This window comes from Nonomuraea sp. NPDC050394 (genome assembly GCF_044459065.1).
Classification (GTDB): domain Bacteria; phylum Actinomycetota; class Actinomycetes; order Streptosporangiales; family Streptosporangiaceae; genus Nonomuraea.
Window position 1 is genome coordinate 109,097 of record NZ_JBITIO010000012.1, and the last position, 18,233, is coordinate 127,329.

Genomic DNA, 18,233 nt, shown 5'->3' on the forward strand with positions numbered 1-18,233 from the left:
TGTAGAGTGCTTTGCCATGGATTGGTGGCTAGATCCGTTTCAGGTGTCGTTTGTGTGGCATGCCCTCATCGGCGGGATCCTTGTTTCCCTCATCTGCGCCCTGGCGGGGACGTGGGTGGTGCTGCGCGGCATGGCCTTCCTGGGCGACGCGATGTCGCACGGGATGCTGCTGGGAGTCGCGGTCGCCTCGCTGATCGGGGTCAATCTCCTGGTGGGAGCCTTGGTGAGCGCCGGGGCGATGGCGCTCGGCGTGAGCGCGATCGGCAGGTCGCCGAAGCTGTCGCAGGACACGGGCATCGGCCTGCTGTTCGCCGGGATGCTGGCGCTCGGCGTGATCGTGGTGTCGCACTCGGAGTCGTTCGCGGTGGATCTGACCGCGTTCCTCTTCGGAGACGTCCTCGGTGTGCGGCCGCGGGACCTGGCCTATCTGGCCGTCGCGCTCGGCGTCTGCGCGGTGATCGCGCTGCTGGGTCATCGGCTCTTCGTCGCGCTGGCCTTCGACGCGCGAAAGGCGCACACGCTGGGCATGCGGCCACGCCTGGCCCACGTGCTGCTGCTCGCCCTGCTCACGCTGGCGATCGTCGCGTCCTTCCACATCGTCGGGACCCTGCTCGTCTTCGGCCTGCTGGTGGCGCCGCCCGCGGCGGCGGCGCTGTGGGCGAACCGCATCCCGATGATCATGTTGGGTGCCGCGGTGCTGGGTGTCGTCTCGACCGCGTTGGGGCTGGTGGTGTCGTGGCACGCCGGGACGGCCGCGGGGGCCACGATCGCGGCCGTCGCCGTGGCTCTGTTCTTCGTCTCCGCCATCGGTCGCGGAGTTGCCGGAAGGAATCGCACGCAGTGATGAAGATCGCCCTCGCGGGGCTTCTGGTCCTGGCCGGATGCGCCGCCGAGCCCACCGGGAACGCCGCTCCCCACGGCTACGTGCCGGGGGCGGAGGAGACCGCCGAGCCGCAGTACCGGCTCGTCCTGGCCGATGGCGCGAAGGCGCACGTCCTTGACCTGCTCACCGGGAAGGTGTCGGCCGCGGGCGAGGCCGGGGACGTCACGGGGGTCACCGGCGACGGACGGCGCGCGTTCCTGTCCGGCCGCGCGCTGAAGATCGTGGACGGTGGCGCGTGGATGGTCGATCACGGCGACCACGTGCACTACTACAAGTCGGCCGTTCGCGACCTCGGCGATGTCGCCGGACCGGGGCCGCACGAGGCGTTCGGCGACGCGGCCGTCACGGCCGTGCGATTCGGGGACGGCACGGTCAGGCTGCTCGACCGGGCCCGCCTGGACAAGGGGGACATCGCCCAGATCGGCGGGCTCTCGGCGGATGGTCCCGTCGTCCCCTACGCGGGGCATCTGCTCGTGGCCGACGGCGACGCCGTACAGGTGAAGACCAGGACCGGCGCGCAGGTCCGCACGATCGGCGAAGGATGCCGGGAGCCGGAAGGCGCCGCCGTGACCCGGCGCGGCGTCGTCGTCGGCTGCGCCGACGGCGCGCTGGTCGTCGACGAGAACCTCGCGGGGAGGAAGATCGGCTATCCGGTACGCGGCACGCGGGCGACGGAGTTCCATCACCGGCCCGGCAGCACCACGCTCGCCGCCATGGCCGGTGACCAGGGCATCTGGGTGCTCGACGTGACCCGCTCGACCTGGAAGCTGATCAAGGGCAAGGGCGTGCTCGCGGTGAACGCGGCCGGTGACGGCCTGCCCGTCCTGTCGCTGACCGAGGACGGAACGCTCCAGTCCCACGATCCCGTCTCGGGGAAGCGGACGGCGCGCACGAAGCTGCTCGCCGTACCGGAGAATCCGGTCATCGAGGTGGACACGGCCCGCGCCTACGTCAACGATCCCGCGCGCGAGGCCGTCCACGAGATCGACTACAACGACGGGCTCAGACGGGCGCGGACGTTCAGGCTCGGCTTCGCGCCGCGGTACATGACGGAGATCGGCCGATGAGCCGCATCGCCGCCGCCCTCCTGGCGATCGTCCTTCTGGCGGGCTGCGCGGCGGGGACCGGGACCGGCACGGGCATCGTCGTCACCACGAACATCCTCGGCGACATCACCCGCAACATCGTCGGCGACGAGGCCGAGGTGACCGTGCTGATGAAGCCGGACTCCGACCCGCACTCCTTCGGCATCTCCGCCCAGCAGGCCGCCCGGCTGGAACGGGCCGACCTCGTCGTCTACAACGGCCTCGGACTGGAAGAAGGCGTGCTGCGCAACGTCCGGGCGGCCCGCGAAGCCGCCGTGCCCACCCTCGCCGTCGGCGATGGCGTGATCGGTGACGCGGACGCCGACCCGCACTTCTGGACCGATCCGCGGCAGGTCGCCAAGGCCGTCGACCTGATCACCGAGCGCGTCATCGCGGAGGTCGACGGCATCGACGCCGCCCGGGTCCGCGCGAACGCGGCCGCCTACCGCGGCCGCGTCTCGGAACTGGACGACTGGATGGCCACCCAGATCGCCGCCATCCCCACCGGCAACCGCAAGTTGGTGACAAACCACCACGTCTTCGGATATTTCGCCAAAAGGCACGGCTTCGCCGTCGTCGGGGCGGTGATCCCCAGCGGCACCACGCTCGCCTCCCCGAGCGCCTCCGACCTGAAGTCGCTCGCGGACGCCATCAGACGCACCAAGGTCAAGGCGATCTTCGCCGACTCCTCCCATCCCGACCGCCTGGCCCAGGTCCTGGCCTCGGAGACCCGCCTGGACGTCCGCGTCGTCACCTTGTTCTCCGAGTCGCTCAGCCGGCGCGAACCGGGCGCCGCGACCTACCTGGACATGATGCGCACCAACACCACGGCCATCGTCACATCCCTCCAATGAAAGGTGTCCTCACCATGCGGTTGCCGATCCTCATCGCCGCCGGCCTCCTCCTGACCGCCTGCGGCACGACCTCGGAGGCGGCGGCCCCGCCGCCGGTCGCCGAACCGCTCGTCGCCACCTACGCCGGAGGCCTGTACGTCCTCGACGGCAAGACCCTCCGCCTGGCCAAGGACATCCCGCTGACCGGATACAACCGGGTCAACCCCGCCGGAGACGACCGCCACATGCTCGTCTCGACCGCCACCGGCTTCCGCGTGCTCGACGCCGTCTCACCGGCGCTCAAGAACGACGAGTTCAAGGCCGCCAAGCCGGGGCACGTGGTCAGGCACGGCGGCACGACGGTCCTGTTCGCCGACGGCAGCGGCGAGGTCACCCTCTTCGACCCCGCGCGGCTCGGCGAGGGCCTGCCCAAGGGCGAGGTCTACACCGCGGCCGCCCCCCACCACGGCGTGGCCATCAAGCTCGAGAACGGAGAACTCGTCGTCACCCTCGGCACAGAGGAGGAACGCCGCGGCATCGTCGTCCTGGACAAGGACAGGAAGGAACGCGCCCGCAGCGAGCAGTGCCCCGGCGTACACGGCGAGGCCACGGCCAAGGACGAAGCCGTCGTTATCGGCTGCGAGAACGGCGTCCTCCTCTACAAGAACGGCAAGATCACCAAGGTCGCGAGCCCGGACCCGTACGGCAGAATCGGCAACCAGTCGGGCACCGGCGCATCGCCCGTCGTCCTCGGCGACTACAAGACCGACCCGGACGCCGAACTGGAACGTCCCACACGCGTCTCCCTCATCGACACCGATACCGGCAAGCTGCGGCTCGTGGAGCTCGGCGTCAGCTACACCTTCCGCTCCCTGGCCCGCGGCCCACAGGGCGAAGCCCTCGTCCTCGGCACCGACGGCAAGATCCACGTCATCGACCCGGTGGCGGCCAAGGTCGTCAGGACCATCCCGGTCCTCGGCACCTGGACCGAGCCCGTGGACTGGCAGCAGCCCCGCCCGAACATCTTCGTCCGCGCCCGGACCGTCTACGTCAGTGACCCGGCGAAGAAGCAACTCCACGCGATCGACCTCGCCTCAGGCAAGATCCTCAAGACCGCGTCCCTCCCGAACACCCCCAACGAGCTCAGCGGCATCACCCACGGAACCTGATCCTCGCCATCGGATAAGTACGGTCGTGACATTCATTCCACACGAGGAGCCGCCCACGGCGGGGGCAGGTTCCATGGAGCTGAGCAGACGGGACCGCATGCGCGGAGCCGCTCTGGCGGAGGGCTCAGCGGCGGCCGGCATGCCGGTTCCCGCGGACGCGCGGCCGCCGTCTCCGGGCCCGGCCCCCGCTGAGGCCCCCGTGACGGCCCGCGTGCCGGCCACGACGGAGGATTCGGCGATCATCAGGGCGTCGCTGCGCGAGCCGGAGCGGTTCGCCGAACTGTTCGATCGGCATGCCGCCGCGCTGCACCGTTACGTCGTCCGGCGCCTCGGTCCGGATCATGCGGAGGACGTGGTCGCCGAGACGTTCACCAGGGCGTTCGAGAAGCGGCAGAGGTACGCCTTCGACCGATCGGAGGCGTTGCCGTGGCTGTACGGCATCACCACGAACATCATCGGCACCCACCGGAGAGCGGAGGTACGTGGATACCGGGCGCTCGCCCGAACCGGCGAGGACCCTGTGGCGGCGGCCTTCGACGAGCGCGTGGCCGCCCGCGTGTCCGCCTCGGCGACCAGGGAACGGCTCGCCGCCGCCCTGGCCAAGCTGGGCCGGGGCGAGCGCGACGTACTGCTGCTGATCGCCTGGGGCGACCTCAGCTACGAGGAGACGGCGCAGGCGCTGGACGTGCCCGTCGGCACCGTGCGGTCCCGCCTGTCGCGTGCCCGCCGCAAGGTGGTCCACGCGCTGGGCGGCAGCAATCCGATCGACATCGTTGAGGAGGTCTGATGAACGACCTGGACATGGTTCGCGACCTGCGGTCACAGGTACGGCAGAGCGACGAGAGCGATCTTCGGGGCGCCCGGCGGCGTGTCCTGGCCGCGATGGCCCCCAAGCCACGGGGTCGCAGGCTCTCCCGTCCCCTTGTGCGCGTGGCCGCCGTCGGCGTTCTTGGCGTCACGATCGCGGCGGGCGTCACGATCGTGCAGAACCTCCCTGCGGAACGCCCCAGCGCTCCGGCGTGGCTGCCCGTGGCCAACGCCGAGACCCTGGCCAAGCGCGCGACGGCGGCGGCGGCGGGCCAGGCGGACGTCTACCCGCGAGACGATCAGTGGGTCTACGCCAGAAGAGACTTCTACCGATCGCCCAGGATAGCGCCCACGCCGGCCGCGTCGCCGAAGGCAGGAGCCGAGACCGGCTCCCGGCACACCACCGAGATGTGGACTCGGGGTGACGGCAAGGAGAGAGCCCTGCGGGAAGCGGGCAGCGAAACGATCACCAGGCGTCAGGGCGGGGAGGATCCCCGCCGCCGGTTCGACCCCGCCTACCTGCGTTCGCTCCCCCTGGAGCCGGCCGTTCTGCGGGAACGCCTGAGAAAGGACACGAAGGACATCCCTCTGCCCGAGGCTCGGGCGGTGTTCGGTCACGTCCTGACCATCCTCCAGGAGGGCGCTCCAGCGGCTCGCCTGCGTGCCGCCCTCTACACCGTCCTCTCGCAGCTGGACGGCGTCGGCGTGGAGAAGGTGAGCGATCTGCTGGGCAGGGAAGGAGTGGGCATCTACATCGACGACGAGGGAATTCGCCGGGAGGTCATCATCGACCCGAACACCTACGTCCTGCTCGGCGGACGCACCGTCTACGTCGGCGGATCGGCCTCGCCGCCGCCGTACGGCGCGTTGCCCGAGGGTGAGGTGATCTTCGCGGTGGCTCAGGTGGCCGCCGGCATCGTCGACCACGCGGGGGAAGTCCCGCGCTGATCAAACCCGCACACCCGTCTTCCGCGTACGCGCCAGGACGAGGCCCACCGCGCCGGCCGAGATCAGGCAGACAGGTGTGTAAAGCAGGAGGTTGAGCCAGTAGAACGGCATGCCGGTGTCCGTGCCGAAGCCGGTGGACCACACCAGGCCCAGCACTCCCCGCACCAGCAGCCCCGCCCCGAGGGCGAGCGCGACCGCCTTCGCCGGCCACCCGCCCCGGCCTCTGGAGACCGCCACGATCGCGGCCGCCGCCGTGGCCAGCAGAAGGATCAGCGGCAGCAGGACACGGGGAGTGAAGGGCACCTCCATGTTCAGGACGGCCATGGACAGCGCACGGGGGTCGGATGCGGGCCTGACGAGCCAGTACAGGTGGGCCATGGCGTCAACGACCAGGATGGTGGCGACGAAGGTGCCGAGTCGTGTGGTGTTCATGCCCTCAAGGAGGAGGCGGATTCCCTGATGGTTCCATGGAACCTTTGGGAACCTCGCCGCCTCTGGACGTATATGAACTGGCCTGTCGTTGATCTGGACCCGGTGCGGCGCCTGCGGGCGCTGGCCGCCACCATCCCGGGCGCGCACGTCGCCGAACGCGTCATCCCGGCCCCCTTCGAGCTGATCTGGGAGGTGGCGAGCGACCTGGAGCGGGAGTTCGGCACGTTCGAGCCGGACATGCGGCACGTGCGGATCGTCGCCGACGACGGCGACGGGCGTCTGGTCGCGAAGGCTCGCAGCAGGTACGGCATGCGCGCCCGGTTCGCCGTCGATCTGCGACCGGGCTGGTGCTGGATGCAGTCCAGGTTCCTGCTCGTCGGTCTGGCGGCGACAGCCGTACCCGGTGGCACGCTCGTCGCGCAGACCGGCGGTCTTCGTGTGCCGGGACGGTCCGCGCTGGTGCCGCTGGGCGTGCGCTCGGCCGGGCGCAAGGCGTTGGCGCGGCTGGCCGGCCGGATCGAGGAGCGGGCCAGGTGACCGTCGAACTGGTCCTGGCCGCACAGCGCGGGGACACCATGGCCATGAGCGACCTGCTCAACGAGCTGACGCCGTACCTCGGGCGGATCTGCGGCCCCATCGCGCTCGACAGCGGACCCGACGCCGTCCAGGAGGCGCTGATCGCCGTCTTCAAGAACCTGCGCGGGCTGCGTGAGCCCGAGGCGCTGTACGGCTGGGCGCGGGCGATAGCCGTACGGGAAGCGGTGCGCATCGCCAGGCGCGACGGCCGAGCCGGCCCCGCGGAGTTGTCCGAGCTGCCGTCGCGGCAGGACGTGGAGAGCGCGGTGGACATCCGCGACGTCCTGGAACGGCTCTCGCCGGAGCATCGGGCCGTGCTCATGCTGCGCGACCTCGAGGGCCTGGAGGAGGCGGCCGCCGCCCGGCTGCTGGAGGTGCCCGTGGGCACGGTCAAGTCGAGGCTGGCGCGGGCACGACGGAGTTTCCGCCAGGCATGGCAGTCCTGAGGGAACGGCGGCGCCCATCACCTCCCCCGGAGGCGGACCCAGCCGGAGCGCCAAAGGACAGGACGAAAGGCGCGACGAGCAGGACCGCCGGGATCAGCCGGTCACCACCGGCTCTGGTCGAGAAAGGCACGGCTGACTCCCCGAGGGCCGCTTTCGGCCGGTGCGGACTCGGATGCCCTGGACGTGAATGCCTGCGGATTCGCCGACCAGAAGCTCTTGCGCGGGACACGGTCGCAAATGGCTCGTCATGAGAACAATTCATGCGCCATTACTCGATGGCCCTGAAGATGAACGGCGCGACCAGGCCGATCAGGGCCAGGGCCTCGGTGAGGACGAAGCCGAGGAGCATGTTCTGGCGAATCAGCCCGTAGGCCTCGGGCTGGCGGGCGATGGCCTGCACGCCCTGACCGAAGATGATGCCGACACCGACGCCGGGGCCGATGGCGGCAAGGCCGTAGCCTATGGCGGTGACGTTGCCGGAGATCTGAGCGAGAACACCCATAACGTTGCCCTTCTGGACGTCCGGTAGCGATTTACCGATATTTCCTCACATAGAGGCTCTGAAGAGGAATGTTCAGATGCTCCAAGCCGATAGGAAATTGCTCGTCAAGCGACGCGCTAGACAAATCCATCCAGGTCGTCCCAGGAGGGCGGAAAAACGGTAAACATCTTCCTTTCGTCTTTTGCCGACAAGCCCCAAAGGGGATTCCGCGCCCACAGCGTTGGGCGCGCCCTCACCTCGGTGACCCACCCACCAGTGGGCGGCCGGATGATCGCACGTCACCAAGCTCGGAGCGCCGGCGCCGCATCACCATGGGCGGCCGCGCAGCCGGCCCGTGCGGTCATTCCCCGGGACGGCGGGCCTGGTTCGCCTCGCGGACGACCGTCCAGGTGTCGGCCACCGGGCCCAGGTGCCCGAGCTTGTCGGGGTTGATCACCGCGCGGATCGTCTGAACCTGCCCATCGAGGATGTCGAGCCTCAGGGTGTTGACGACCTTGCCGTCCCGGTCCCGGAAGATCGCGCCCGGCCGGCCGTTCACCTCGCGCGGTTCCACGACGCCGCCGATCCGGGCCGCTCGTGCCTGTCCGGGGGTGGCCGCATGGTGGTGGACTTCGGCCGAGTCCGTCCGAGGCCCTGTTGGACACCTTCACCGTCCGGCTTTGCTCGTGCCATGCGGCGGTGACCGAACGGACACCCACCGCAAGCAAAGGTGCGGCGAACCGTCCACCGGCCGAGCACCCGCTCACGCGCCTGAGCCACGGCGCCGGCACAGCTCCCACACATCCGACACGAGAAGGAGAACTCCCATGCGCACTCAGCTCAAGGCGGCCCTGCTGGCCGCGACCACCGTGCTGGCTCTGGGCCCCACCGCGCTCCCCGCCGCGGCCACCACCACGCCGGCGACCGCACTCCGGGCACCGGTGTGCGGCCACTACACCAACGCGGGAACGGAGTACTACCGCAACTGCGCGAACGTGAGTGAGAGGATCTGGGTGACCAGGCGATTCAGCCGCAACGAGCACTACTGCGTCCAGCCGGGAACGCAGGTGCAACTGGGCAACTTCGCGAACGTTTACGGCGTCTATCACGATGGCTGGAACTGCTGACCTTTCAGGTCGTCCGATCCGGCGCTCACATTCCCGTGAGCGCCGGGCCGGTGAGGCGCTCAGGTCGGAATGAGCCCTACGCCTGCGCGTTCTCCGCGGCCGTACGCAGGGCGTGGATCTGGCCGGCGTCGGTGCGGCGTACGGCCAGGCGGATCAAGGGGGCCAGCAGCGTCCAGGGGAATCCGGTCGTGGCGAGGTCGGCGGTCAGGCGGGCGCGGGTACGCGCGTCGCCGTCGAGCGGTTCCAGGCGGTAGACGTAGCGGGCGGTGACTCCGCCCTGGATGGTCACGAGTGTGATCGAGCGTCCTTCGTCCAGGTCGGCGATTTCGCTGGTGCGGGTCTTGCCGCGGGCATGGAAGATGATCGTCGAGCCGACGCGGGTGCCCGACTCGGCGTACATCGACTCCACGCCCTGCATCCATCGGGGAGCTCGTTCCCAGTCGGTCAGTACCCGCCATACGTCCCGCGCCGGCCGGTCGATGACGGCGTCGACGGTGAATGCCCGTTTCATGGCCCATAGTGTGACGGCCGGCCGCGGAAGGGGACTTGTACGGAATTCACATCTCGGGGACGAACCCCGGCTCGTTCTGCCCGTCCGCGTACGCGCCGCGCTGGGCGAGCACGTACGCGGACGGCGTCACCCCGCTGTGGCGCTTGAAGTCCCTGATGAAGTGGCTCTGATCGAACCATCCCCATTCGGCGGCCAGTCCGGTCCAGTTCAGGTCGGCGTGCACGTCCACACGATTCAGCAGCTGCCGCAGCCGGAGGATGCGCGCGAGGGAGCGCGGGGTCAGGCCGATGACGCGCACGAACTCGCGATCCAGATGGGCGGGGGTGATGCCGAGCTCGGCGGCCAGGCCGGAGATGCGCCGTCGCGGATCGGCCTCCAGCGCGGCGACGGCGGCCGTACACCGTCGCCATCCGCGGGCGGGTGAGAGACCGGCGCGCAGTGTGGCCTCGACGGAATCCAGGCAGGTGGCGGGGTCTGGGCGGGTGAGCAGTGCGGCGCGCAGCGCACGGGCGGGCGGCCACGCCGTCATCAGATCCACGACCCGCCCGCGCAGCGGAGCGGGATCGACGCCGAACAGCGCGCGGCAGCCGACCGGCGACGTCACCACACCGACGGCGAGCGTCTCGGCGGTCGGAGCATTGATCACCGGCTGGTCATGCGGCCCGGCCAGCCAGCCCTCCGTCGCCACGAACGCCGGTCCGTCGCCGTTGCGCGGCGTCTGCACGATCGGGGATCCGAGGACGAGCACCGCGACCGTCGATCCCGTCGGCGCGATCCGCTCGCGCGGGTACGTCATCCGTCCCCGGGCGAACCACACCGACTCCGTGAACGGCTCAAGCCCCTGCGACGGCCGCCGTGTCACGAACTCGAACTCCATGCCCGTCACTATCGCGCCCCGCGGGCCGCCATGTCACCGTCCGTCACGCCCGCCCTGGGTGGGTCGCGGGCTCCGGCCCCGCGCGGGACGCGCACGCGCCACCGGCCAGGGCGAAGGTCGCTCGTGTTCAGGTCTTGGGCCGGTACAGATACAACCTCTTGCGCGGCAGAAGGAAGGTGGCGGCGAAGGTGAGGGCGAGCAGGAGGATGCCGGCCCAGATGGTGACGGTGAAGGCGGCCGCGTATCCGCCGGCGCGCGTGGACGACTGCGCGAAGAAGAGGGTGCCGAAGAGAGCCACTCCCACGGACGCGGCGAGCTGAGCGATGGTGTTGAACAGGCCGGATCCGGAGGCGGCGTGCCTGGCCGGGACCTTCTCCAGCGTCAGCTGGGCCAGGGGCGCCACGGTCAGCCCCATCCCCAGCCCGCCGACGACGACCCCCGGCAGGAAGCCGAGCCCGTTCGCGCCGGGAGCGGAGTCCGCGGCCAGCGCGAGGAGAGCGAACCCGACGGCCAGAACAAGGAGCCCGATCTGCACCGTGGCGCGTCCGAGGCGCGGAAGGAGCACCGCGGCACCGAGCCCGGCCGCGAGGGTGGTGGCGATCGGCCACGGCAGGATCGTCAGCCCGGCGCTCATGGGAGTCATGCCGAGACCGGGCTGAAGGAGTTGCATGAAGGTGAGGAAGAAGCCCATCACCGGGAGGAAGAAGAGGAACTGGATCAGGAGGCCGCCGCCGACCGGCCGCATGCGAAGGAGCCCGACCTCGATCAGCGGGGACTTCCCCCGGCCGGACAGGCGCCGCTGATGGCGGACGAAACCGGCCAGCACGAGGACGCCCAGGATGACGCTCAGGTACGCCCACGTGGGCCAGGATCGTCCCTCGCTGCCCTGGATGAGCGGGTAGAGCACCAGGACCAAACCCGCCGTTGAGATCAGCACGCCGGTGAGGTCGAGGTGGGGCCGTGTGGTGCTCCGGGCTTCCGGCAGGACGAGGACGGCCGCGAGAAACGCCGCGATGCCGACGGGGACGTTGATCCAGAACACGGTTCGCCACCCCTGGCCGAACCAGTCGGCCTGCAGCAGGACCGCGCCGAGGATCGGCCCGGTCGCGGCCGCCAGTCCGGACAGGGAGGAGAAGGCGGCCATGGCCGGGCCCCGCTCGTGCGGGCCGTACATGAGCTGGATCTGTGAAAGCACCTGGGGGACCATCACCGCCGCCAGGAGACCCTGGACGACGCGGGCGCCCACCAGCACCTCGGCGGTGGGAGCGGCGCCGCACAGGGCGGAGGCCGCGGTGAAGCCCGCGATCCCGATGAGGAAGACCCGCTTGTAGCCGTACAGATCGCCGAGCCTTGCTCCGGTGATGATGCCCAGCGCGAAGGCGAGCGTGTAGCCGGCGAGCATCCACTGCAGGTGCGCGGGCGAGGCGCCGAGTTCGGTCCGGACGGAGGGCAGCGTGATGTTCACGATGGTGACGTCGAGCAGGTCCATGAAGCTCGCCAGCAAGATGACGACGAGGGCCACCGTCCGCGCTCTGGTGGTGACGGGTGATGTGCCGATAGACACCGGGGGACTCTCCGTTCGCAGACATCCGATACAATAGCTTCATCGTTAAGTATCTGAATCGCGAAGATAAATGGAGCCCCGCATGTCTGTCAAACCGCATGACGACCACACGGGCGAACTGGCCGACCGGATCGTCACGTCCATGACGGACCTCGCCGGAGCCCTGGGGCGCCTGAACGACCTGATCTCCCAGCGCCTCGGCATCGCCCAGACCGACCTGCTCTGCCTGCACGCGCTCAACCGGGCGGGAGCCTCCACCGCCGGCGCGCTCAGCACCCAGCTCGGGCGCACCACCGGCGCGGTCACGCACATGATCGACCGCCTGGAGAAGGCGGGATATGTCCGGCGGCAACCCGACCCGGAGGACCGCCGCCGCGTCCTCGTCGAAGCCTCGGCTCAGGGACTCGAACGCATCGCTTCGTTCTACGAGGGGATCGATGCCCGCAGCCGCCGGGCTATGGCGACCCTTTCACCTGACCAGCTGGCGACGATCCACACCTTCCTGCGCGGCAGTTACGAAGACGCCGTCGACGAGTGTGATCTGCTGCTCCGGAAGCGGGAACGATGACGCGCGCGCTTGCACTCAACCCGGGTTGGGGCGACATCGTGATGCCACCTGCCGACCAGCGAAGGAGTGGTGACCAGGTGGCTGTCACGGATGCGCGCACCGTGGTGAGGTCGCGAGAGGCGCGGGACGCCGAATCGGCCGGGAACAAGGCCGTGAACCTGGCCGCCATGCTCGGCAGGGGATTCAGCGTCCCCGACGGTTTCGTCATCACCACCCCCGCCTACGCTTCCGCCTGCGCCGAGACGGCGGCGCTTCTCCTGAACGGCGCTTCCCGGCCGAGGCGGTGGCGCGCTCGGTTCGCACGGCGATCCTGGCCACGGAACCGCCCGGGAAACTGAGCCGGGCCGTCGTACGCGCGTACCGGGAGATGGGCGAGGACACCAGCGTCGCGGTGCGCTCGTCGTCGCCGGGCGAGGATCTGGCCGAGGCGAGCTTCGCCGGGCAGTACGACACGTTCCTGCACGTCACCGGCGGCGAAGAGGTCCTCGCGGCGATCAAGCGCTGCTGGGCGTCCCTGTGGTCCGACCGCGCCGTCCGGTACCGGACGGCGCACGGCGTCGACCACCGTGACACCGGCATCGCGGTCATCGTGCAGCGCATGGTGAACGCCCGGGTGGCCGGCAGCGCTGCCCGCACGGGTTCTGCCGCGTGAGCCAATTCACCTGCCGGGCCTGTCACAGGGCGGCACTCCGGTCCGTCCAGAGGCATGAACGCTTCCCCGACCACGCCGGAGATCACCATGGTTGGCCTTGAGAACGCACCGCAGACCGCCGCCGCCCGCCCGGTGCGCCGGCGCCGCCGGGTCGCGGCCGTGCTGGCGCTGCTGGTGGCCGCGCTGCTGTTCGGCGCCTATGGCTGGCAGCCCGCCGAGGACGGACGTGCCTTCCGCTCGCCGTACCTGGCCCAAGCCGGCTCACGCTACATCGACACTCCCATCGCCCGCTTCCACTACGTCCAGGCCGGATCCGGCACGCCGGTGATCCTGCTCTCGCCCGGCGGCACCTCGGTCATCGGCTGGAAGGACCAGCTCAACGCGCTGGCCCGCGACCACACGGTCTACGTGGCCGACCTGCCCGGCCAGGGTTACACGCGGGTGAAGGACCCGGGCTTCGCCTTCGACCTGGACGCGATGGTCGCCGCCGTCGGCGCGTTCATGGACGGTCTGGGTGTACGGCAGGCCGCGCTCGCCGGCAACTCCTGGAGCGGCGGCTGGGCCTTGGCCTTCGCGCAGCGCCACCCCGGCCGCGTCACCAAGCTCGCCCTGCTGGACGCCACCGGCCTGGATCTGCCGGGCACCCTGATGTGGGAGTCCCTGAAGATCCCCGTCGTCGGCGAGCTGGCCGTCAAGCTGTCCACCGGCAAGTCCACCGTCCGAGGCCTGGCCGAGGGCATGATGGTCAACAAGGGCCGCGTCACCGATCAGCTGGTGGACGAGTGGTGGGCGCCGATGACCTTCCATGACAACATCCGCGCCACCTACCTGCTGGAGCGCCGCCTCGACTGGACGCCGACCGAACGCGCCCTGCCCGCCACCAGGACTCCGACCCTGGTGCTGTGGGGCAGGCAGGACACCGTCCAGCCCGTCGAGCGCGCCCACCGGTTCGCCGACCTGCTCCCGAACGACCGGCTCGTGATCCTGGACGGCTGCGGCCACGTCCCCCAGCTGGACTGCCCGGACCCGGTCAACCGCCACCTGCGGGCCTTCTTCACCGGCACCCGGTAGAGCGTCCCGGGCACGTGGTCACCGGGTCAGGCAGGATTCGATCATGTGGGCGAGCAGGCAGAGCTTCGGGTTGCTCTTCGCGCTCTTCTGGATCCAGCGCACCACCGCCAGATCGTCGCCGGTCATCTTGGCCAGCGAGCATCGCAGGATGGGCTTGATCCGGGGCGATCTGGTCACGCGGGCGTAGCGGATCATCGCGCGGCCGGCGTCGAGGGCCGGCCTCAGGGCGGACAGTTCGGGCGCGTGGTGGCGGGCCAGGCGGGGACCGTACTGGAGGACGTCGAGGAAGGGCCAGGTGAGCAGGTGGTCGCGCAGCCTCGCCCAGTCCTCCCACGCGAGGAAGGTGTCGGCCACGAACAGCTGTTCCTCCGGTGAGGCCGGATTGACGATCGCGAGAAGGTCCAGGCCGCGGGCCTCGCGTAAGGCCGCGCGGATCGGTTCGCGAAGCTGCGGATGCCGGTAGCCGGCCGTCAGCCGGCCGGTGTCCAGGGCGTCCAGGCGGCCGTTCAGCAGGTCGTGGACCACGTGGCCACGCAGCGTGGGGGAGCGCTCGATGAGCACGCGGATCGCCCGTGGCAGGCGGGGGGACATGAGGACCTCGATGAGCAGGTCCGTCTCACCGACCACGCTCATGTCGTCCAAGGCCGGGCCGCTGACCTCGCTCCCGTGCCTCAGCAGGTGGCCGGACAGCTCCCGGGTGGGGCCGGCCAGCCACAGTCGCCAGGCGTGTCCGCTCGCCTCGGCGCCGAGGCGGGTGTGATTGGCGAACAGCGCCGGCCAAGGTTCTCCGCCGCGCAGCGCCTGGGCCCACAGGGCCGCGAGCTCGCTCCCGCGGGCCGTGCGGCACCGGTCCCCGGCGAGGTCGGCGGTCGGCGGGTGCGCGCTGCGCAGGGCGGTTTCCACGAGGTCGATGGGTATGGGGCGCTTCAGCATCCTGGCGAAGGGCGCGAAGTCCTGATCGTCTCGGCGCAGGCTCTGGCGGAGGAACCAGTCCTCCAGTTCCAGCTTCTTGAGATGCTCGGCGATGATCGCGTGGGGCCACAGAAGCCCGGGGACGGGCGTGGTCACGGACTCACCGACCTCCAGGAAGCCGTCCCGGTCGCCGATCGCCAGCCGTACCTTGGCCAGGTGTGCGTTGCCGTGGGGTGCCAGGTCGCGCGCCGTCAGTTCACGCAGCAGTTCGAGCGCCGCGTCCGGGTCGCGCCAGCCGGGGTGGAACAGCCTGTCGATCACCTTCTGGTCGCCTCGGGCGATGACCGCCTCCAGCGCGGTGGCCCGTACGACGGGGGTGCCGTGAAGCACGGAGAGCACCAGTTCGTCGTCGATCAGGCCCGTGCGCCGCAGTATGTCCCAGATGGCCGGGTCGCCACCCGCGCGCCAGCGCCGCCACAGTTCACGGATCGCCGCCGGGTCTCCGCGCCTGGCCCGGAAGGACAGCCACCAGATCACCCATCGAGAATGATGGAGGGAAACGCGGCTGAGCAAGGGGCCCGCTACACGGACCAGCCGCCCCTCCGCATCAACCGATCGGTTGATGCCGGAATCCACCGCTCCGCTCTCCGGCCGGACGATCCGCCACCCCCGCTCCCCGCGCGATTCTCAAGACATGCCAACACACCAGGAGCCCGCCCTCCGAGCCATCGGACTCCACAAAGCCTTCGGCGACCACCAGGTCGTCGACGACATCCATATCACCGTCCCCGCCGGATGCTTCTACGGCCTGGTCGGCCCCAACGGCGCCGGCAAGACCACCACTCTGGCCATGGCCGTCGGCCTGCTCCGCCCCGACGCCGGCAGCGCCGAGATCTTCGGCGTCGACGTCTGGCGCGACACCGTCCGTGCCAAGGAACTGATCGGCGTGCTGCCCGACGGCAACGCCATGCCGGAGCGGCTCACCGGCCGTGAGGTCCTCACCTACCTCGGCCTGCTGCGCGGCCTGCGGCCCGCCGTCGTCGCCGAGCGCACCGACGAACTCCTCCAGGTCCTCGAACTCGACTCCGCGGAGCGGACCCTGGTCATCGAGTACTCCACCGGCATGCGCAAGAAGATCGGTCTGGCCGTCGCCCTGCTGCACGCGCCCCGCCTGCTCGTCCTGGACGAGCCCTTCGAGGCCGTCGACCCCGTCTCGGCGGCCACGATCAGGGCCATCCTGCGCAGGTTCGCGGACAACGGCGGCTCGGTGATCATCTCCAGTCATGTCATGGCCCTCGTCGAGCAGCTCTGCGACCACGTCGGCGTCATCTCCGACGGCCGCGTCGTGGCCGCCGGACCGCTGGCCGACGTCCGCGGCGCCGGAACCCTGGAGGACGCCTTCGTCGACCTCGTCGGCGCCCGCGCCGGCGGAACGGAGGGGCTGGCATGGCTCACCTCCTGACCCCCGGCCCGGCCGCGTCGCCCCGGCACATGATGCGCATGCGGCTGGCACTCATGCGCAACTCCCTGCGCGGCGACAACGCCACCAACCTCTACACCGGCGTCTCGGCCGGGCTGATCCTGGCCTTCGGCACCATCGCCGTCGCCGTCCTGTGGCCCGCCTACCTGCCCGTCACCTTGGCCGTGTGGCTCTCCGGCTGGATCTTCGGCCCCATCTTCATCGGGGGCGGCGAGGCCCTTCGCCCCGAGTACTTCTCCATGCTCCCGGCCAAGCCGGGCCGGATCGCGGCGGCGCTGCTCGCCGGAGCCTTCGCGGGCCCCGCACCCGCCGTCAATCTCCTCGCCCTGATGTCCCTGCCCGTGTACGGCTGGCGCTTCGGCCCGGCCGGGGTGCTCATCGGCCTGGTGGCGGCCGTCACCACGCTCTTCACGATGGTGATGATCTCCCGCGTCGTCGTGGCGGTCATCGGGCTGTTCGTCAGGTCCCGCGCCACCGCGGCCGCCGTCGGCATCGTGACCGGCACCGCCATCGCCCTGTGCAGCAACGGCTGGGCACCCGTCGTGGCGCTGGGCGGCACCGACACGGCCGCCTGGTCCCAGGTTCTCGTCCGTGTCCTGCCCTCCGGCTGGGGCGTGGCCGCCATCGAGGCCTCCTGGCCCCTGGCCGTGGTCATCCTCGCCGCCAACGCCGGCGTGATCGCCCTCCTCCTGGCCGTCTGGGCCGCCCTGCTGTCGCGGCGCGTCGTCTCGGCCGCACGCGGAGGTGTGCCGCCCCGTCGCGGTACGCCCCGTCCCCTCCCCGGCACCGGCGGCGCCCGCATCACGGCCGCCAAGGAGCTGCGCGCCTGGTGGCGCGACCTCGTCCGCATCCAGCTGCTCGCCACCGCCTTCTCCTACGCCATCGTCACCCCCCTCCTGCTCCTCACCATCGGCGCCTGGGCCATGGTCCCCTTCACGGGGCTGATCGCGATCGTGATGGCCGCCGCGTCCTCGGCCAACCTCTACGGCGCCGACGGGACCGCCCTCTGGCTCACCCTCATGACCCCCGGCGCGGAACGCGCGGACGTCCGCGGCCGCCAGCTCGCCTGGCTCCTCATCGTCGGCCCGGCCGCGGTGCTCCTCTCCCTGACCGGCACCCTCGTCAGCGGCCAGACCTGGGCCTGGCCGTGGGTACTCGGCCTGCTCCCCGCCCTTCTCGGCGGCGGCGCCGGGGTCATCGTCCTGCTCGCCGTCACCTCGCTCGTCCCCGGCACCGACCCCCACAAGCGCGGCGGCAACCCGCTCAGCACCGGCGCCGACGAAACCGCCGAAACCAGCCTCGCCTGGCTCGTGCTCCTCGCTGTCCCCGTCACCGCCCTGCCCGCGGCCGGCGCCATCCTCCTTCACCCCTGGGCCGGCATCGCCACCGGTGTGCTGACCGGCGCTCTCGCCGCCTGGGGACTGGGCAGGATCGCGTACCGCAGACTCGAGAACCACGGGATCGATCTGCTCAACCTCATGAAGCACGGCCCGGCGCCCCAGGCCGGCAAACCCACCACCGTGGACCTCCCCCTCCTGCACCGCGTCGGCGTCACGATCAGCTACACCATCGCCTGGCTTCCCCTGTTCCCCCAGGGCCTCGTGCCGATGATCATGAAGATCTTCGGCATCGAGGGCCGCTCATGGTTCCTCGCCTTTCATCTCCCGCCGATCTGGCAATGGCCCACCATCATTTTCATGATCGCCCTGGGGCTGCTCATGTACGGCTACGCCATCCTGATCCCCATGCGCCTAAGCTCGTCCTCGTCGGCCCCCACCAGCTGAAACCCATCCGCACCCGAGAGGAGGGCG

The 18,233-nt window shown here is 70.5% G+C and carries 21 protein-coding genes; 14 read left to right on the top strand and 7 right to left on the bottom strand.

Going from position 1 to position 18,233, the window contains the following annotated elements:
• The first annotated feature begins 16 nt into the window (after positions 1-16).
• From aztB to ACIBKY_RS37735, 6 genes are read left to right on the top strand one after another with little or no spacing between them, the layout of a single operon-like run.
• Entirely contained in the window at positions 17-844 is an 828-nt protein-coding gene (gene aztB / locus ACIBKY_RS37710; RefSeq protein WP_397104484.1) for a zinc ABC transporter permease AztB, read from the top strand.
• Positions 844-1,950 carry a hypothetical protein gene (locus ACIBKY_RS37715; RefSeq protein WP_397104919.1) on the top strand — a complete coding sequence of 369 codons (1,107 nt, stop codon included), beginning with the start codon at positions 844-846 and terminating at the stop codon, positions 1,948-1,950. Before aztB ends, ACIBKY_RS37715 begins: the two co-directional genes overlap by 1 nt.
• On the top strand, positions 1,947-2,822 hold the full coding sequence (gene aztC, locus ACIBKY_RS37720) for a zinc ABC transporter substrate-binding protein AztC (RefSeq protein ID WP_397104486.1): 876 nt from the start codon (positions 1,947-1,949) through the stop codon (positions 2,820-2,822). The genes ACIBKY_RS37715 and aztC overlap by 4 nt, the downstream gene beginning before the upstream one ends.
• Positions 2,823-2,836: 14 nt before the next feature.
• Positions 2,837-3,970, top strand: coding sequence for a zinc metallochaperone AztD (aztD, locus tag ACIBKY_RS37725; protein ID WP_397104488.1), 1,134 nt, complete (start codon positions 2,837-2,839; stop codon positions 3,968-3,970).
• Between the two features lie 25 nt (positions 3,971-3,995).
• Positions 3,996-4,757 carry an RNA polymerase sigma factor gene (locus tag ACIBKY_RS37730; RefSeq protein WP_397104490.1) on the top strand — a complete coding sequence of 254 codons (762 nt, stop codon included), beginning with the start codon at positions 3,996-3,998 and terminating at the stop codon, positions 4,755-4,757.
• A complete protein-coding gene (locus ACIBKY_RS37735) occupies positions 4,757-5,725 on the top strand; it encodes a CU044_5270 family protein (RefSeq protein ID WP_397104492.1) in 969 nt (322 codons plus the stop codon). Before ACIBKY_RS37730 ends, ACIBKY_RS37735 begins: the two co-directional genes overlap by 1 nt.
• Here ACIBKY_RS37735 and ACIBKY_RS37740 read toward each other — a convergent pair whose 3' ends face one another.
• A complete protein-coding gene (locus ACIBKY_RS37740) occupies positions 5,726-6,157 on the bottom strand; it encodes a hypothetical protein (protein WP_397104493.1) in 432 nt (143 codons plus the stop codon).
• Between the two features lie 72 nt (positions 6,158-6,229).
• Here ACIBKY_RS37740 and ACIBKY_RS37745 point away from each other — a divergent pair, with 72 nt between their 5' ends.
• Both ACIBKY_RS37745 and ACIBKY_RS37750 read left to right on the top strand, forming a co-directional pair.
• Entirely contained in the window at positions 6,230-6,694 is a 465-nt protein-coding gene (locus ACIBKY_RS37745) for a hypothetical protein (RefSeq protein ID WP_397104495.1), read from the top strand.
• Positions 6,691-7,179, top strand: a complete 489-nt coding sequence (locus ACIBKY_RS37750) for an RNA polymerase sigma factor (RefSeq protein ID WP_397104497.1) — start codon at positions 6,691-6,693, stop codon at positions 7,177-7,179. Before ACIBKY_RS37745 ends, ACIBKY_RS37750 begins: the two co-directional genes overlap by 4 nt.
• 268 nt (positions 7,180-7,447) lie before the next feature.
• Here ACIBKY_RS37750 and atpE read toward each other — a convergent pair whose 3' ends face one another.
• On the bottom strand, positions 7,448-7,681 hold the full coding sequence (atpE, locus tag ACIBKY_RS37755) for an ATP synthase F0 subunit C (RefSeq protein WP_397104499.1): 234 nt from the start codon (positions 7,679-7,681) through the stop codon (positions 7,448-7,450).
• A 340-nt stretch (positions 7,682-8,021) separates the two neighbouring features.
• Positions 8,022-8,234: a hypothetical protein gene (locus ACIBKY_RS37760; RefSeq protein ID WP_397104501.1), complete on the bottom strand. Its 213-nt coding sequence runs from the start codon at positions 8,232-8,234 to the stop codon at positions 8,022-8,024.
• Positions 8,235-8,487: 253 nt separating this feature from the next.
• On the opposite strand from ACIBKY_RS37760, the gene ACIBKY_RS37765 reads away from it, so the two are divergent.
• Positions 8,488-8,787, top strand: a complete 300-nt coding sequence (locus ACIBKY_RS37765) for a DUF6355 family natural product biosynthesis protein (protein WP_397104503.1) — start codon at positions 8,488-8,490, stop codon at positions 8,785-8,787.
• A 76-nt stretch (positions 8,788-8,863) separates the two neighbouring features.
• Here ACIBKY_RS37765 and ACIBKY_RS37770 read toward each other — a convergent pair whose 3' ends face one another.
• The 3 genes from ACIBKY_RS37770 to ACIBKY_RS37780 all read right to left on the bottom strand — a co-directional run bounded on the left by ACIBKY_RS37770 (position 8,864) and on the right by ACIBKY_RS37780 (position 11,739).
• Positions 8,864-9,298, bottom strand: coding sequence for an SRPBCC family protein (locus tag ACIBKY_RS37770; RefSeq protein ID WP_397104504.1), 435 nt, complete (start codon positions 9,296-9,298; stop codon positions 8,864-8,866).
• 46 nt (positions 9,299-9,344) lie between these two features.
• On the bottom strand, positions 9,345-10,175 hold the full coding sequence (locus ACIBKY_RS37775) for a helix-turn-helix domain-containing protein (RefSeq protein WP_397104506.1): 831 nt from the start codon (positions 10,173-10,175) through the stop codon (positions 9,345-9,347).
• A 127-nt stretch (positions 10,176-10,302) separates the two neighbouring features.
• The gene (locus ACIBKY_RS37780; protein WP_397104508.1) at positions 10,303-11,739 is read right to left on the bottom strand and encodes an MFS transporter; all 1,437 of its coding nucleotides are present in this window, start codon (positions 11,737-11,739) and stop codon (positions 10,303-10,305) included.
• Between the two features lie 82 nt (positions 11,740-11,821).
• Here ACIBKY_RS37780 and ACIBKY_RS37785 point away from each other — a divergent pair, with 82 nt between their 5' ends.
• The 3 genes from ACIBKY_RS37785 (at position 11,822) to ACIBKY_RS37795 (ending at position 14,030) form a co-directional block, all read left to right on the top strand.
• Positions 11,822-12,307, top strand: coding sequence for a MarR family winged helix-turn-helix transcriptional regulator (locus tag ACIBKY_RS37785; protein ID WP_397104510.1), 486 nt, complete (start codon positions 11,822-11,824; stop codon positions 12,305-12,307).
• Between the two features lie 283 nt (positions 12,308-12,590).
• On the top strand, positions 12,591-12,959 hold the full coding sequence (locus tag ACIBKY_RS37790) for a PEP/pyruvate-binding domain-containing protein (protein ID WP_397104512.1): 369 nt from the start codon (positions 12,591-12,593) through the stop codon (positions 12,957-12,959).
• Positions 12,960-13,046: 87 nt separating this feature from the next.
• Positions 13,047-14,030, top strand: coding sequence for an alpha/beta fold hydrolase (locus tag ACIBKY_RS37795; protein ID WP_397104514.1), 984 nt, complete (start codon positions 13,047-13,049; stop codon positions 14,028-14,030).
• A gap of 18 nt (positions 14,031-14,048) precedes the next feature.
• On the opposite strand, the gene ACIBKY_RS37800 is transcribed toward ACIBKY_RS37795, so the two are convergent.
• Entirely contained in the window at positions 14,049-15,479 is a 1,431-nt protein-coding gene (locus ACIBKY_RS37800; RefSeq protein WP_397104516.1) for a hypothetical protein, read from the bottom strand.
• Between the two features lie 157 nt (positions 15,480-15,636).
• On the opposite strand from ACIBKY_RS37800, the gene ACIBKY_RS37805 reads away from it, so the two are divergent.
• Complete coding sequence (locus tag ACIBKY_RS37805) at positions 15,637-16,404, top strand: ABC transporter ATP-binding protein (protein WP_397104518.1); 768 nt, start codon at positions 15,637-15,639, stop codon at positions 16,402-16,404.
• Positions 16,389-18,206 carry a hypothetical protein gene (locus ACIBKY_RS37810; protein ID WP_397104520.1) on the top strand — a complete coding sequence of 606 codons (1,818 nt, stop codon included), beginning with the start codon at positions 16,389-16,391 and terminating at the stop codon, positions 18,204-18,206. Before ACIBKY_RS37805 ends, ACIBKY_RS37810 begins: the two co-directional genes overlap by 16 nt.
• The last annotated feature ends 27 nt before the right edge of the window (positions 18,207-18,233 follow it).

Coding starts and splice junctions, on each gene's coding strand:
- ACIBKY_RS37785 (WP_397104510.1), top strand. CDS start 11,822: ATGTCTGTCAAACCGCATGACGACCACACGGGCGAACTGGCCGACCGG.
- aztB (WP_397104484.1), top strand. CDS start 17: ATGGATTGGTGGCTAGATCCGTTTCAGGTGTCGTTTGTGTGGCATGCC.
- ACIBKY_RS37745 (WP_397104495.1), top strand. CDS start 6,230: ATGAACTGGCCTGTCGTTGATCTGGACCCGGTGCGGCGCCTGCGGGCG.
- ACIBKY_RS37715 (WP_397104919.1), top strand. CDS start 844: ATGAAGATCGCCCTCGCGGGGCTTCTGGTCCTGGCCGGATGCGCCGCC.
- ACIBKY_RS37740 (WP_397104493.1), bottom strand. CDS start 6,157: ATGAACACCACACGACTCGGCACCTTCGTCGCCACCATCCTGGTCGTT.
- ACIBKY_RS37735 (WP_397104492.1), top strand. CDS start 4,757: ATGAACGACCTGGACATGGTTCGCGACCTGCGGTCACAGGTACGGCAG.
- ACIBKY_RS37770 (WP_397104504.1), bottom strand. CDS start 9,298: ATGAAACGGGCATTCACCGTCGACGCCGTCATCGACCGGCCGGCGCGG.
- atpE (WP_397104499.1), bottom strand. CDS start 7,681: ATGGGTGTTCTCGCTCAGATCTCCGGCAACGTCACCGCCATAGGCTAC.
- ACIBKY_RS37805 (WP_397104518.1), top strand. CDS start 15,637: ATGCCAACACACCAGGAGCCCGCCCTCCGAGCCATCGGACTCCACAAA.
- ACIBKY_RS37810 (WP_397104520.1), top strand. CDS start 16,389: ATGGCTCACCTCCTGACCCCCGGCCCGGCCGCGTCGCCCCGGCACATG.
- ACIBKY_RS37795 (WP_397104514.1), top strand. CDS start 13,047: ATGGTTGGCCTTGAGAACGCACCGCAGACCGCCGCCGCCCGCCCGGTG.
- aztD (WP_397104488.1), top strand. CDS start 2,837: ATGCGGTTGCCGATCCTCATCGCCGCCGGCCTCCTCCTGACCGCCTGC.
- aztC (WP_397104486.1), top strand. CDS start 1,947: ATGAGCCGCATCGCCGCCGCCCTCCTGGCGATCGTCCTTCTGGCGGGC.
- ACIBKY_RS37765 (WP_397104503.1), top strand. CDS start 8,488: ATGCGCACTCAGCTCAAGGCGGCCCTGCTGGCCGCGACCACCGTGCTG.
- ACIBKY_RS37775 (WP_397104506.1), bottom strand. CDS start 10,175: ATGGAGTTCGAGTTCGTGACACGGCGGCCGTCGCAGGGGCTTGAGCCG.